The organism is Microbispora sp. H10836 (assembly GCF_012999525.1).
GTDB lineage: Bacteria > Actinomycetota > Actinomycetes > Streptosporangiales > Streptosporangiaceae > Microbispora.
Genome location: NZ_JABBWU010000006.1, coordinates 110,455 through 123,769 on the forward strand (window position 1 = coordinate 110,455; position 13,315 = coordinate 123,769).

Annotated in this window: 10 protein-coding genes; 6 read left to right on the plus strand and 4 right to left on the minus strand. The window is 71.6% G+C overall.

All coding sequences use genetic code 11. From position 1 onward, the window contains the following. Position 1: 1 nt before the first annotated feature. Both HHX30_RS13720 and HHX30_RS13725 read right to left on the minus strand, forming a co-directional pair. The gene (locus tag HHX30_RS13720; protein WP_169982303.1) at positions 2-1,327 is read right to left on the minus strand and encodes an ABC transporter substrate-binding protein; all 1,326 of its coding nucleotides are present in this window, start codon (positions 1,325-1,327) and stop codon (positions 2-4) included. A gap of 13 nt (positions 1,328-1,340) precedes the next feature. After that, positions 1,341-2,558 carry an ROK family transcriptional regulator gene (locus HHX30_RS13725; RefSeq protein WP_169982304.1) on the minus strand — a complete coding sequence of 406 codons (1,218 nt, stop codon included), beginning with the start codon at positions 2,556-2,558 and terminating at the stop codon, positions 1,341-1,343. 165 nt (positions 2,559-2,723) lie between these two features. Between HHX30_RS13725 and HHX30_RS13730 the strand changes: the two genes are divergently transcribed. The 4 genes from HHX30_RS13730 to HHX30_RS13745 all read left to right on the plus strand — a co-directional run bounded on the left by HHX30_RS13730 (position 2,724) and on the right by HHX30_RS13745 (position 8,309). Next, positions 2,724-4,973, plus strand: coding sequence for an AAA family ATPase (locus tag HHX30_RS13730; RefSeq protein WP_169982305.1), 2,250 nt, complete (start codon positions 2,724-2,726; stop codon positions 4,971-4,973). A gap of 446 nt (positions 4,974-5,419) precedes the next feature. Next, a complete protein-coding gene (gene lnt / locus HHX30_RS13735; RefSeq protein ID WP_311922361.1) occupies positions 5,420-6,976 on the plus strand; it encodes an apolipoprotein N-acyltransferase in 1,557 nt (518 codons plus the stop codon). Then, positions 6,976-7,719 carry a polyprenol monophosphomannose synthase gene (locus HHX30_RS13740; protein WP_169982306.1) on the plus strand — a complete coding sequence of 248 codons (744 nt, stop codon included), beginning with the start codon at positions 6,976-6,978 and terminating at the stop codon, positions 7,717-7,719. Before lnt ends, HHX30_RS13740 begins: the two co-directional genes overlap by 1 nt. Positions 7,720-7,796: 77 nt before the next feature. Further along, positions 7,797-8,309, plus strand: a complete 513-nt coding sequence (locus HHX30_RS13745) for an FxsA family protein (protein ID WP_169982307.1) — start codon at positions 7,797-7,799, stop codon at positions 8,307-8,309. A gap of 76 nt (positions 8,310-8,385) precedes the next feature. Here HHX30_RS13745 and HHX30_RS13750 read toward each other — a convergent pair whose 3' ends face one another. Further along, positions 8,386-9,180 carry a PRC-barrel domain-containing protein gene (locus HHX30_RS13750; protein ID WP_169982308.1) on the minus strand — a complete coding sequence of 265 codons (795 nt, stop codon included), beginning with the start codon at positions 9,178-9,180 and terminating at the stop codon, positions 8,386-8,388. A 675-nt stretch (positions 9,181-9,855) separates the two neighbouring features. Here HHX30_RS13750 and HHX30_RS13755 point away from each other — a divergent pair. Further along, positions 9,856-11,700: an HNH endonuclease signature motif containing protein gene (locus tag HHX30_RS13755; RefSeq protein WP_249350004.1), complete on the plus strand. Its 1,845-nt coding sequence runs from the start codon at positions 9,856-9,858 to the stop codon at positions 11,698-11,700. Between the two features lie 19 nt (positions 11,701-11,719). Here the strand turns inward: HHX30_RS13755 and HHX30_RS13760 are convergent, their stop codons facing one another. Further along, complete coding sequence (locus HHX30_RS13760) at positions 11,720-12,421, minus strand: CBS domain-containing protein (RefSeq protein ID WP_169982310.1); 702 nt, start codon at positions 12,419-12,421, stop codon at positions 11,720-11,722. Positions 12,422-12,636: 215 nt separating this feature from the next. Between HHX30_RS13760 and HHX30_RS13765 the strand changes: the two genes are divergently transcribed. Further along, positions 12,637-13,296 carry a CBS domain-containing protein gene (locus HHX30_RS13765; RefSeq protein ID WP_169982311.1) on the plus strand — a complete coding sequence of 220 codons (660 nt, stop codon included), beginning with the start codon at positions 12,637-12,639 and terminating at the stop codon, positions 13,294-13,296. Positions 13,297-13,315: the final 19 nt, after the last annotated feature.

Below are 13,315 nucleotides of genomic sequence, written 5' to 3' on the forward strand. Positions count from 1 at the left end.
CTCAGCCGCCCGCCGTCAGCTTGAGCTTCTCGTCGATCTTCTTGTCGACCTCGGCGAGCAGCGCGTCCAGGTCGGAGGCGCGGCCCGACTCCCACTTGATCTGCGCCTCCTGCAGCGTCTGCTGGTTGAAGACGGAGTTGACGTGGGCCGGCAGCGTGGTGCTGTTCGGGTTGGCGAAGACGTCGAGGAAGGTCTGGAAGTTCGGGTCCTTCTTGAGATCGGGCGACTGGAGCGCGGGCAGCGTGCTCGGCACGTTCCTGATCGCGTTCGACAGCGTGACGAGTGTGCCGGTGTCGGTGGTGAGGTATCTCACCAGCTCCCAGGCGGCCTCCGGGTGCCCGGCGCCGCGCGGGATGCCGATGACGGTGCCGGTGATGAAGCCCGCGCCGTACCGCTGGGGCTGGTCGTCGGCCACCGGCAGCGGCGCGGTGCCGTAGCCGAGGTCCGGGGCGTCGGCGGCGAGCATGGCCGTGCGCCACTCGCCGTCGACGGCCATGGCGACCTTGCCCGTGGTGAACGGGTTCTCGGCCGACCACTCGTCGCCGAAGCTCTTGCGGAACTTCTCGAGCCTGTCGTAGCCGTACCAGTCGGTGAGGTCCTTCTGCCAGGTCATCAGCTTCTTCCACTGGGGGTCGGAGCCGATGGCCGAGGTGCCGTCGGGGTTGGTCCACTTCGCGCCGACCATCACACCGGTGTGGATCGGCGCGTTCTCGTACATCTGGCTGGTCGGGACGAACCCGGCGACCTTGATGTCGCCCTTGTCGTCCTTGACCGTCAGCTTCTTGGCGAGGTCGGCCAGCTCGCTCATCGTCTTCGGGGGCTCGTGGCCCTTCATGAGCGCCTTGTTGTAGTAGAGGCCGTACGCGTCGGCGAGCATGGGCATCACGCAGCGCTTGCCCTGATACCGCGTGTATTCGGCGATCACCTTCGGGAACAGCGCCGCCGGGTCGATGCCGCTCGCCTTCAGGTACGGGTTGAGGTCCTGGAAGATCCCGGCCTTGCAGAACTCGGCGACGCTGTCGGTGGTGAACGACAGGGCCACGTCGGGCGGGTTGCCGCCGCGCACGGACTGGAGGATCTGGGAGTCCTGGACGGCCTTGGTCGGCTTGACCGTGATCCAGGGGAACTTCTTCCGAAAGCCGGCGAGGGTCTCGTCGAAGGCCTTGAGCTCGTTGTCGGCGCTGAAGCCGTGCCAGAACTCGATGGTGACCGGGTCGTGGCTCGCCCTGCTCTGGGCCACCTTGGGCGGCCCGCTCTCGGTGCCGGCCGTACAGGCGGTGAGCGCGGCCAGCCCGGTCACAGCGGAGACGAGGAGAAGGCGTTTCATGGGGGGTGCCTCCCTAGCGCATAGAAGGGGATGTGTTCACCGCGCCGAACAGCTCCTCGTGTACGGCGCCGAGCGCGAGGTCGAGGGCCCCGGCGAGGACGGGGTTGCCCTCCAGGGTGGACAGCAGCACGCGGGGCCGGGGGATGGTCAGCGCGTGCAGTTCGCGCTCGACCGTCTCCCGCAGGACCTCGCCGCCCGCCAGCAGCACGCCGCCGGACAGCACGACGATCTCGGGGTCGACCACGGCGGTGATCGCGGCCAGCCCCAGCGCGAGACGGCCGGCGAGGTCGCGCAGGGCCTCGCGCGCGCTCTCGCCGGCCGGGCCGCCGCGCCCCGCGGCGGCGACCGCGTTGCGTACGGCGCGCGCCGGGGTGGAGCCGCGCACGCCGTGCGCGCGCAGGAGGGCGAGCACGGCCGGGCCGCCCGACAGCGCCTGGAACCCGTGGTTGGCCCGCCTGCCGACGTCCCGCGCGGTGGGGGCGCCGACCACGGGCATGTAGCCGACCTCGCCCGCGCCGCCCGTCGCCCCGCGGTGCAGGCGGCCGCCGATGACGAGGGCGGCGCCGATGCCCTCGTCGGCCCACAGCAGCACGTAGTCCTGGTGGCCGCGGGCGCTGCCCCGGGACCGTTCGGCCTGCGCGACGAGGTTGACGTCGTTCTCCACGTCGATCGGCACGCCGATCCCGTCGCGGAGGGTCCCGATCAGGTCGGGGATGTGCCAGCCGGGGATGTGGGCGGCGTAGCCGAGCCTGCCGGTCGAGGGGTCGACGGCGCCGCCGATGCCGACGACCACCCGGCTCAGCTCCGTCGGGTCGAGGCCGGCCGGGCCGCACGCCCCCGTGAGCGCGGCTCTGACCCGCTCCACCACGTCGCCGCCGGTGCGCCCGGGCGTGGCCAGGCGGTGCTCGGCGACGACCGCGCCGGTGACGTCCGCGACCGCGACCGCGATGCGCGCCGGGGTGACGTCCAGCGCCGCCACGTGCGCCGCGCGGGGGTTGATCCGGTAGAGCTCCGCCGTACGGCCCGGCAGGCCCTCGCGGATGCCGTCCAGGACGACCAGGCCGGCCTCCTGGAGCCGGGCCAGCAGCTGGGAGGCGGTCGGTTTGGACAGGCCGGTCAGCGCCCCCAGCTCGGGCCGGGTCAGCGGACCGCGTTCCAGCAGCACCATCAGCGCGGCGCGGTCGTTGATCGCGCGCAGCAGGCTCGGCGTCCCCGCGATGGGCCGGGTCATGCGTTCTCCTACCGCCATGCGTTAGGAAAGTTTCCTAACTATGGACGCGACCGTACGAACGGGCCCGGACGCCGTCAAGAGCGCGCTGGACGCCGAGATCCACCTGTGACCCCCTCGTGCCCGATGCGGGCAAAGAGCGGGACGGCACGTAGAATCTGGCGGCCTATGCCACAGTCTTCGACGGGCGAGCTGGCCCGGGAGCAGAAGTACGTCGCCGCGCTGTACGAGCGCCTCGACGTGCTGCGGGAGCGCACGCGCGGGCAGCTCGACGCCGTGCTGGCCCAGGGGGCCTTCGGCACCCACCAGAACCGCTCGGAGCGCGACAGCTTCGCCGTCATGTACACCCAGCGGCTGGCCCGCCTGTGGGCGGTGGAGAACGGCCTGTGCTTCGGCCGGCTGGATCACGCCGACGCGAGCCGGCTGTACATCGGCCGCATCGGCCTGTCGGACGACGACCAGCACCGGCTGCTGATCGACTGGCGGGCCCCGGTGGCGCAGCCGTTCTACCGGGCCACCCCGGCCGCCCCGATGGGCGTCACCCGGCGGCGGCACCTGCACACGCGGGGCCGCAGGGTCACCGCGATCGACGACGACCTGCTCGACCTCGACGGCCTCACCGACGCCGACCGGGCCTCGCTCAACGGCGAGGCTGCCCTGCTGGCCGCGCTCGGCGAGAAGCGCACCGGCCGCATGCGCGACATCGTGGCGACCATCCAGGCCGAGCAGGACAAGATCATCAGAAGCGACCTGAACGGCGTGCTCGTCGTCCAGGGCGGGCCGGGCACCGGCAAGACCGTGGTGGCCCTGCACCGCGCCGCCTACCTCCTGTACACCTACCGCGAGCGGCTGGAACGCCGGGGCGTGCTGATCCTCGGGCCCAACCCGACGTTCATGCGCTACATCGAGCAGGTGCTGCCGTCCCTCGGCGAGACCGACGTGCTGCTGTCCACCGTGGGCGAGCTGTACCCCGGTCTGACCGCGACCCGGGAGGATCCGCCCGAGGCCGCCGCGGTCAAGGGCCGGATCGGGATGGCCGACGTGATCGCGCGGGCCGTACGGGAGCGCCAGCGGATGCCGCGCACGCCCGTGGAGATCCGGCTCGACAAGTTCACGCTGAAGCTCGACCGGCAGACGCTGGAGTCGGCCAGGTCGAAGGCCCACCGCTCGCGCCGGCCGCACAACCAGGCCAGGGCCGTGTTCGTACGGCACCTGCTGACCGCGCTCACCCGGCAGGCGGCCAGGCACCTGGGGCGCGGCGCGCTCGACGACGCCGACTTCGCCGACCTGCGCGAGGACCTGCGCACCGAGGAGCCGGTGCGGGTGGCGCTCAACCGGCTGTGGCCGTACCTGACCCCACAGCAGCTGCTGATCGGGCTGTTCACCGACCGCGAGCGGATGGCGGCGGCCGGGCTGGGCGCGCGGGAGTGCGACCTGCTGCTGCGCGAGCCGCCCAAAGCGGGGGAGAAGCCGGGCGAGAACTGGTGGAGCGTGGCCGACGTGCCGCTGCTCGACGAGGCCGCCGAGCTGCTGGGGGACATCGACGAGGGCGTGCTGCGGGCGGCCCGCCGGGCCGAGCAGGAGCGTGAGGAGCGCATCGCCTACGCCCGTGAGGTGCTGGAACTGACCGGCCTGGCCGACATCATGGACGCCGAGCGCTTCGCCGAACGGCAGCAGGCCGAGGAGACATATCTCACCACGGCCGAGCGGGCCGCCAGAGACCGCACGTGGGCCTTCGGTCACGTGATCGTGGACGAGGCCCAGGAGCTGTCGGAGATGGCCTGGCGGGTGATCATGCGCCGCGTCCCGAGCCGCTCCATGACGATCGTCGGCGACATCGCCCAGACCGGGTCGGCCGCCGGCGCGGCGAGCTGGGCGCGGGTCCTCGACCCGTACGTCGCGGGCCGCTGGCGCGAGGAGCGGCTCAGCGTCAACTACCGCACCCCCGCCGAGCTGATGGAGGTCGCCGCCCGCGTGCTCGAACTGGTCGGCCCCGACCTGAAGGCGCCGGAGTCGGTGCGGGAGACCGGCGAGCGGCCGTGGGCCCTGCGGGTCGCGTCCCTGGTGGAGGCGGGTCCCGCGGTCGCGGCCGAGGTCGTCGAGGGGGGCCGCCTCGTGGTCATCGCCCCTGCGGGGATGGTCGGGGAGACCGGGCGGATGGTCCGGGCCGTCGTGCCCGATGCCGCCACCGGGCCCGGCCCGGCCGCGCTGGACGCGCCCGTGGCGGTGCTGTCGGTGACCGAGGCCAAGGGGCTGGAGTTCGACTCGGTGATCGTGGTCGAGCCCGGCCGGATCCTGCGCGAGTCGCCGCGCGGCCCGAGCGACCTCTACGTGGCCCTCACCCGGGCCACGAGCCGCCTCGGGGTCGTCCACACCGGCGATCTGCCGGGGGCTCTGACCGGCCTGGAACGGCGCTGAACCGACACCGCTCCCACCTGCGGAAACGTGGTGTTTCCGCTGATCGGGACGCGGTTGACATCTGCGCTGAGGTCGGTAGTTTGCTGCAAAGTCCAGCACGGGACTGACCGGTTGGCCGTTCTATGGCGCCGCTGGCCTCTGCGTCGATGACGGAGCGTGATCCCGTCAGCACACCAGGCGCAGGGCGGCGTTCCGCCGAGGCGGGGCACCCCAGCCGGCCGGGGGGTTGGACCCAGGAGGGGCCCGGGCACCCAGTAGACAACGGAGCTCCGCGCCCGCCGCCGACGGGACGGAACCGGTCCGAAGGGCCGCCCGGGCCCCCTTCACTTCCTCGTAGAGTTGCCGAGGGCCGGTTTGGCGGCTCCCGCCGCCGTCTGCGACCCTGACCTGGGGTGATTTTCCGCACCAGGACGCGGGCCCATCGACACGCGAGGAGAAACTGTCCCGTGGCACTGAAGACGGCACAGGACACGGAGCCGGCCGCCGCCGCGGCGCCCCGGGCGCGAGTGCCGGGCGCGCTGATCCGCCTCGTCGCGTCCGTCGCGGGCGGCCTGGTGCTCTACCTCGCCTTCCCGCCCCTCGGGTGGTGGTTCTGCGCGCCCGTGGGCCTGGCGCTGCTCGCCCTCGCCGTCCGCGGCACCAGGCCGCGCCGGGCCGCCTGGATCGGATACGCCGGGGGGCTGGCGTTCCTCCTGCCGACGCTGGCCTGGGTCCGCCCCATCGGGGACGACGCCTGGCTGGCCCTGACGGGCATCGAGAGCCTGTTCTGGGCGGCGCTGGCCTGTCTCGCCGCCCTCGTCATGCGGCTGCGCCTGTGGCCGCTCTGGGTGGCCTGCCTGTGGGTGGCACAGGAGTGGGCCCGGGGACTGTTCCCCGTCGGGGGCTTTCCCTGGGCGCGGCTGGCCTTCAGCCAGGGCGAGTCGCCGTACACCGGCTTCGCCGCGCTGGGCGGCGCCCCACTTGTAAGTTTCACGGTCGCACTCACGGGGATGCTGCTCGCCGCGCTGGTCACACGGCGTCCGCCGAGGTGGCGGGCCGACCGGGTGGTTGCCGGAACGCTCCTCGCCGCGATAGCCGTACCGGTGCTGGGGCTGGTCGTGCCCCGGCCCGGCGACGAGGGCAGGACAGTGCGGATCGGTGTCATCCAGGGCAACGTCCCTGGGCGGGGGATGTACTTCCTCGGCGACGAGCCCGCCGTCGTGCTGCGCAACCACGCCGACGAGACGCACCGGATGGCCGAGGCCGTACGCGCCGGGAAGCTCCCGCGGCCCGACATCGTGGTGTGGCCGGAGAACTCGACCGACATCGACCCCTACAGCAGCGAGTTCGCCCGGCAGGTGATCGACTCCGCCGTGAAGGACATCGGCGTGCCGGTCCTCGTCGGCGCGGTGGTCAAGATCGGCACCGAGGAGCGGGCCACCCGCGGCGTGGTCTGGGACCCCGTCACCGGCCCCGGCGCGTACTACGACAAGCAGCGGCTCGTGCCATTCGGCGAGTACACCCCCATGAAGGACCTGTTCCTCGCGCTGTCGTCGCGGGCCAACCTGGTCGGCCGCCAGTCGGTTCCGGGAAACAGGCCGGGGGCGCTGCGGATGGGCCCGGTGACCATCGGGACCGTCGAGTGCTACGAGGTGGCGTTCGACAGCACGGTGCGTGAAACCGTGCTGGCGGGCGGCACCCCGCTGGTCGTGCAGACCAACAACGCCAGCTACGCGCTCACCAACCTGCCGCCGCAGCAGCTCGCGATGTCGCAGCTGCGCGCGGTGGAGTTCAACCGCGCGGTGGTCACCGCGGCGACCACCGGCATCTCCGCGTACGTCGGCCCGGACGGGCGGGTCGGCTGGCGTACGGGCGAGCTGGTGGCGGGGATGAACGTCCTGGACGTCCCCGTCAGGACGAAGAACACGGTGGCGGCAGGGGTAGGTGCGCTGCCGGAGTGGGTTTTGATACTCATGGGAGCCGGAGCGACGGTGGCGGCCATCTCTGGGCGGAGGAAAAGCTGATGGAGCGGACCCCAGGGCGGGTGCTCGTGATCGTCCCCACGTACAACGAGCGGGAGAACCTCCCGATGATCACGCGGCGGCTGCGTGAGGCGCTGCCCGACGTTCACCTGCTCGTGGCCGACGACAACAGCCCCGACGGCACCGGCCGGATCGCCGACGAACTGGCCGAGGCCGACGACCAAGTCCACGTCCTGCACCGGACGAGCAAGCAGGGGCTGGGCGCCGCCTACATCGCCGGGTTCCGGTGGGGCCTGGCCGAGGGCTACGACGTGCTGGTGGAGATGGACGCCGACGGGTCCCACCAGCCCGAGGAACTGCACAAGCTGCTCGACGCGGTGACCGACGGCGCCGACCTGGCCATCGGGTCCCGGTGGGTGCCCGGCGGCAAGACCGTCAACTGGCCGTTCTCGCGTGAGCTGCTGTCCCGGGGCGCCAACACCTACGTCCGGCTGGTGCTCGGCATCCCGGTCCGCGACGCCACCGCCGGCTTCCGTGCCTACCGGGCGGCCACGCTGGAGAAGATCGGGCTGGACGACGTCGAGTCGCAGGGCTACTGCTTCCAGGTGGACCTCACGCTCCGCACCGTACGGCAGGGCCTGCGGGTCAGGGAGATGCCGATCACGTTCGTCGAGCGCACCGTGGGCAGCAGCAAGATGAGCCGGAGGATCATCATCGAGGCCTTCTGGCGCGTGGCCGTCTGGGGGGTCACGGGGTTCGCCGACCGGTTTCGCCCGCGGCGATAGGCGCGATCCACAGGAACCCCAGCGGCCGCGGGGACGTTGACGCAGACGTACGAGTGCCGGGGTGAGTGGGGCAAGACATGCGGATCGGGCTGTTCCTCGGGTTCCTCCTGGTTCCCGTCCTGGAGATCTGGTTTCTGATCCGGGTGGGGTCCGTGATCGGCGGGTGGGAGACGGTCGCTCTGCTCATCGCCGACAGCATCCTCGGCGCCTGGCTGGTGCGCCGGGAGGGACGGCGGGCCTGGGCGGCGCTGCGCACGACCATCGAATCGGGGCGCATGCCGGACAGGGAACTCGCCGACGGCGCGTTGATCGTCGCCGGTGGCGCCCTCCTGATGACCCCCGGCTTCCTGAGCGATGTGTTCGGATTCTTCATGATCCTGCCGTTGACCCGGCCGATCGCCCGCCGCTGGCTGTCGTGGTTCCTCGGCCGCCGGGTGCGCTCACTCGCCGCCCGCTCGCCGTACGCGCCGCTCTTCGACCGGACCGCGGGATTCGGCGGGGCGGGCTTCGACGGGGCGGAGGGCTTCGGTGGGCCCGCCGGGGCGAGCCGTGGCCGCGTGGTGCACGGCGAGATCGTCGACGACGACTGATAGCGGCCGGGCACGCCGTTGCCCCGGCGGCGGAGGCGCACCGGGGCAACGGGGCTGGTGAAGGACGAAGCGCGGTCTACAGGCGCGGCTCGTCCTCGCCGGGGACGTCCCGGCGGCGGATGTCCCGGTCACGGGCGTCCGGGTCGGTGACGAACCGGTCGCCGGACCGCGTCAACGGGTCGCCGGTGCCGAACCGCTCCTGCGACCGGGCCGCCGGATCCTCGGTGCCGTACCGCTCGCTCGACGTGATCGAGGGATCGCCGCCGCCGAACAGCTCACCGGACCGGGTCGCGGGGTCGCGAGGCGCCAGAGGCTCACCCGGATGCGTACCGGGAATCTCGGCGTCCAGCCGGTCCCCGGAGCCGAGCGCGGGATCGTCGGTGCCGTACCGCTCCCCGCCGCGGGTCACGGCGTAGTCCCTGTAGTCCGCGGGGTCTCTGTAGTCCGCAGGGTCCTCGGGGCCGGCCCCCAGGCGTTCGCGCTCGCGCCGCCCGCCGCTGTCGGCCCAGCCGGTGATGTTGTCGGACCGGTTCGCGCGTTCCCAGGCGGCGTCCCAGCTCATGTCGTAGTGACGGTAGAGCTCACGCTCCTGCTCCGCGGACAGGTGCCCGTCGGCGTCCAGCTTCACGTCGGGAGCGTTCTTGACGTGCTCCTTGGCGTACGGGACCTCGACATGACCGGCCGTCAGGTTCGCGTCGTGCAGCGGGATGAAGGTCTCCTTGGTGTGGAGGAGTCCCGTCTTGACGCAGACCCACTTCGGCCGTCCCGTCGCGTCGTCCAGGAAGACCTGCGCGACCTCGCCGATCTTGTCGCCGTTGAGGTCGTGGACCGGGTTGTCGAGCATCATGGGGATCTGCTCGTGAGTGATCACGTGCTTCTCCTTGTCTCTCGCTTGGTCGGTCCCTTTCTGGGCTACCGCCGATGGGAGAACGAAAACCACCTCTCCGGAAAATCGCCGCTGCCGCGGTGGGTGCGATGGCACCGCTGCCTCGGCATCGCCGCAGGTGGGCACCGTGAGCGCGGCGCCAGCCGCCGTCGCGAAAATCGTCGTCACGATCGGCCGGGCCGAGGGCGCTCCGGTGGTCTGCGGCGTTCTGGCGGGCTGCGGGGGTTCCGGCGGGAGGGGCGGCCACCTGCCGGCGGAACCGCCCGGCCTCGGGCCGCCGGGCAGCGGAAACGTGGAGCGAGCCGATAAGAATCGTTTTTGGCTGATATTGGCCGGAATTATCCGGCTGCCTGTGACCCCATCTAATTCGGCTTCGCGCTTGTAGCGGGCGAGAACCGCGTGAAAGAATTCATACAAGTATTCGAATGAGCTGGAGGGAGTGTCATGGCGTCGTCACTTATCGACCCTGACCGCTTCGGCCGTTCGAACATGCCGGATGAGACCTGGTGGGAGCGACTCACTGCCTGCTCGCCTCTCTGGTCATCGGAAGGCGCGCGAACCGGCGATGGGCGAATCTGGGGAATAAGCCAAACAAATATCCCTGGCGACCCGGCCCGTGATCCTCGTGTCGCGCGAAGGTGGAAATTCCTCCTTGGGCAAATGCCCCCGCGTCCAAGTGCGGCTGCTGACAGTGCCACCGCTGGCAGTGCCACTGGTGCGTCTGGTGCTGCCGATGATGCGGGGGCGGGTTCTGCCGGGGCGGATGGGGCCGGCGCGGGTGATCGCCGGGGTCGGTCGTCGTGGGTGCTGGTGGGTTCTGTTCGTGAGTCGGCGCGGGCGTTGGCGTTGGCGCCGGTTCCGGATGATGTGGATGTTTGTCTGGCTGAGGCTGAGGAGTTGGTGTTCGCGCGGGATCGGATCACGTGTGCTCTGGCGGATCGGGTGGGGCGGGTGCATCGGGCGGGGCAGGCTCGGCGGCATGGGCATGCCTCCACCCGCAGTTGGCTGCGCACCGCCGGAGGAATGAGCGTCGCCGGAGCAAGCCGGCTGCTGACCCTGGGGATCGAGTTGGCGCGCCTGCCGCGGGTGCGGGAGAAGTTCGCGGTGGGTGGGTTGGCGGCGGGGGTGGTGGAGGCCATCTGCACCGCCGTTGCCGGCCTGTCCGATGAGCACGCTGCGGTGGCTGAGCCGATTCTGCTGGAGTTGGCGGGGAGGGCGGGGGCGGCGGAGGTGGCCAGGGCGGGCCGTTATCTGCGGGCGGTGCTGGACCCCGATGGTGAGGACCGCGATGAGCGGGCCGATTACGGGCGGCGGTTCCTGCGGGTGCGCCCCGGTAAGGGCGGCGGTTTGGAGGGGGAGTTCTATCTCCCGCGTGAGCATGCCGCCCGGTTGCAGGCGTTGCTGGATGCGTATGCCAGGCCGAAGGCGGAGGGTGATGACCGGCCGCTGAGGGTGCGTCAGGCGGATGCGTTCATGGCGCTGCTGGAGGAGAAGATCGCCGCAGAGCTCCTGGTGCTGGTCAACGTCGAATCCCTCCCTGCCGACCCCACCCCCGACCCGGGCCCTGCCACCGACCACTCCGAGAGCGCCGAGTCCTCCGAAGGCCCGGAAGGCCCTGAGGACACCGAAGAGCCCGAGAACACTCAGGACGCCGAGGCGGCCGAGGAAGCCGTTTCCGGAGTAGGCGCCGCTGCCGATGTAGCCGCAGAGGCCGCCGTTGAGAGCACCGCCGAGAGCGCCATCAACAGCGCCGACCTGCCTGCGGGGGACTGCCGCGATGCGCAGGCCACGCGTGAGGGCGACGGCCACGAGCGCCAGCGGCATGGCGAGGGCGCGTGCGGGTGCGGGTGCGGGTGCGGCAGTAGGGCGCGGTGCTCGTCCGCAGCGCCGAGGACGTCCGGCACGTCCGGAACGGAGCCGGGGCCACCACCGGGACCAGAGCCGGGGCCGCCGCAGGGCGTGCTGGGGCCAGAGCCTGGACCAGAGCAGGGGACGCCGCAGGGCGTGCTGGGACCAGAACCGGAGAGGCCACCGGGAGGAGAGCCGGGGTCGCCACCGGGAGCGTCGGCCGGAGGGCTGGCGGGGGCGGTGTTGGGGACGGCGCCGGGGTTGTTGCCGGCGACCGGGCAGGTGCTGCCCGTCTCCGGCGTGCACCGGCTGGCCCGCACCTCCACCCTGGTGCGCCTGGTGATGGACGCCGACGGGCAGGTTCTGGACATGGGCCGCAAGGTCAGATTGGCCACCCCGGCCCAGCGGCGGGCGATCTACGCCCGCTACGCCACCTGCTGGATCGACGGCTGCCCCCTGCCCGCCACCCGGTGCCAGATCGACCACGCCGACAACTGGAGCAGCGGCGGCCTGACCGACCTCAAACTGCTGGGCCCGGCCTGCCAGTTCCACAACCGCGACCGCTACCAGCACCCCGACCGCTACACCCGCCGGAGGGTCGGCGAAGACCGCTGGGTCTTCACCTACCACCCCAGAGCCCGGCGAGCGCAGACATGATCACACCCCGCAGGGCCGATCAGGCGCCCTCCCAGGGGCCGGCGTCGTCATCCTTCCACTCCAGGCGGTCGACGACCCCGATCACGCCGTTGGTCCGCTCGACCATCCGCGTGAGCACGCGTGCCTGGGAGCGGCGCTCCAGTGCGCCGGTGAGCGTCACGACGCCTTCCGACACCGACACCTCGACGCCCGACAGGTCGGCCCACAGGCAGTTGCCGATGACGTCCTCGCGTATCTCCCTCGCGATGTCGGCGTCCGCGCGGGCGAGGACCTTGAGCAGGTCGTGGCGGCTGATGATGCCCACGAGCACGCCCTCGTCGTCCACCACGGGCAGGCGTTTGACCCCGTGCCGGCTCATCTGGCGCGCGGCGCTGACCACGCTGGTGTAGGGCCAGGTGGTGACCGCGGGGGCGGACATGAGTTCGGCGGCGGTCACACCGTGGGCCCGCTCCTGGGTCCTGGAGGCCCCGTGCCCCACGGCCTCACGCAGGCGGGCCCGCAGCGGCGGCCGGTAGCCCTCGCGGTAGAACTGCTCGCGGAACTCCTCCTTCCGCAGCAGGTCGGCCTCGGATACCACGCCGATGACATGGCCCTCGCCGTCGACCACGGGCACCGCGCTGACCTCGTGCGCGATGAGCACCTCGGCTACGTCCCTGAACGGCGTACTGCCGTTGACGGAGGCGACCTCGCTGGTCATGACGTCTCGCACCTTCATGTGCATGATCGGCTCCTTTCCGGGCCGTGGCCTTCGCTTCCATCGCACCGCCGATCGGGCGGCCTGCGAAGGGACTGAGGGCCCTGTTGACCGGGTCCTTCGCCACGGGAGGAACGCAGACGCGACGGGTGGCCGAAAGTCCCAGGTGGTCAGGACCTTCACCGCTGACCCGGAAGGACGCGGCGAGGCACGCTGGCAATGAGGAGATGGGAGGCGTCGTCATGACGACGAAGGTGAAGGATGTCATGGGCAAGGTCGCCATCGCGGTGCCGATGGACGCGTCGTTCGCGGACCTTGTCGCCACCATGCAGCGGTTCAAGGTGGGCGCGGTCACAGTGATCGACGCCGACCGGCGCCCGGTGGGTGTGGTGTCGGAGGACGACATCCTCCTGAAGGAGTTCGTCCTGGACGAGAGCGTGTTCGACGGTCCCCGCAGGCGTGAGGAGCACCGTAAGGCGGTGGGCACGAAGGCCGGCCAGATCATGTCGCGCCCCGCGATCACGGTGACCGGTGGCACGTCGGTGCGGGACGCGGCCCGGCTGATGCACCGCAACCGCATCAAGCAGCTGCCCGTGATCGACGCCATGACCGGCCGCATCATGGGCACGGTGCACCAGGGAGACCTGCTGCGCGTGTTCGTCCGCCCGGCGGAGGACATCCTGGCCGAGATCGAGGAAATCGCCGCCCGGCTGAACCTCGGCCCCGACGACCTGCGGATCACCGTCTCCGGCGGCGTGGTCGGGATCAGCGGACAGGTGCCCCGCAGGTCGGACGTCAAGCCGCTGCTGCACGCCGTACGCCGGGTCGAGGGGGTCGTCGAGGTGGAAGCCGACGTCGCCTTCCTCGTGGACGACCTGCTCATCGCCCCGCCGTTGCTGTAGCCGAGCCAGGGGAGGAGAT

Coding starts and splice junctions, on each gene's coding strand:
- HHX30_RS13740 (WP_169982306.1), top strand. CDS start 6,976: ATGGAGCGGACCCCAGGGCGGGTGCTCGTGATCGTCCCCACGTACAAC.
- HHX30_RS13720 (WP_169982303.1), bottom strand. CDS start 1,327: ATGAAACGCCTTCTCCTCGTCTCCGCTGTGACCGGGCTGGCCGCGCTC.
- HHX30_RS13765 (WP_169982311.1), top strand. CDS start 12,637: ATGACGACGAAGGTGAAGGATGTCATGGGCAAGGTCGCCATCGCGGTG.
- HHX30_RS13745 (WP_169982307.1), top strand. CDS start 7,797: ATGCGGATCGGGCTGTTCCTCGGGTTCCTCCTGGTTCCCGTCCTGGAG.
- HHX30_RS13760 (WP_169982310.1), bottom strand. CDS start 12,421: ATGCACATGAAGGTGCGAGACGTCATGACCAGCGAGGTCGCCTCCGTC.
- HHX30_RS13730 (WP_169982305.1), top strand. CDS start 2,724: ATGCCACAGTCTTCGACGGGCGAGCTGGCCCGGGAGCAGAAGTACGTC.
- HHX30_RS13755 (WP_249350004.1), top strand. CDS start 9,856: ATGCCCCCGCGTCCAAGTGCGGCTGCTGACAGTGCCACCGCTGGCAGT.
- HHX30_RS13725 (WP_169982304.1), bottom strand. CDS start 2,558: ATGACCCGGCCCATCGCGGGGACGCCGAGCCTGCTGCGCGCGATCAAC.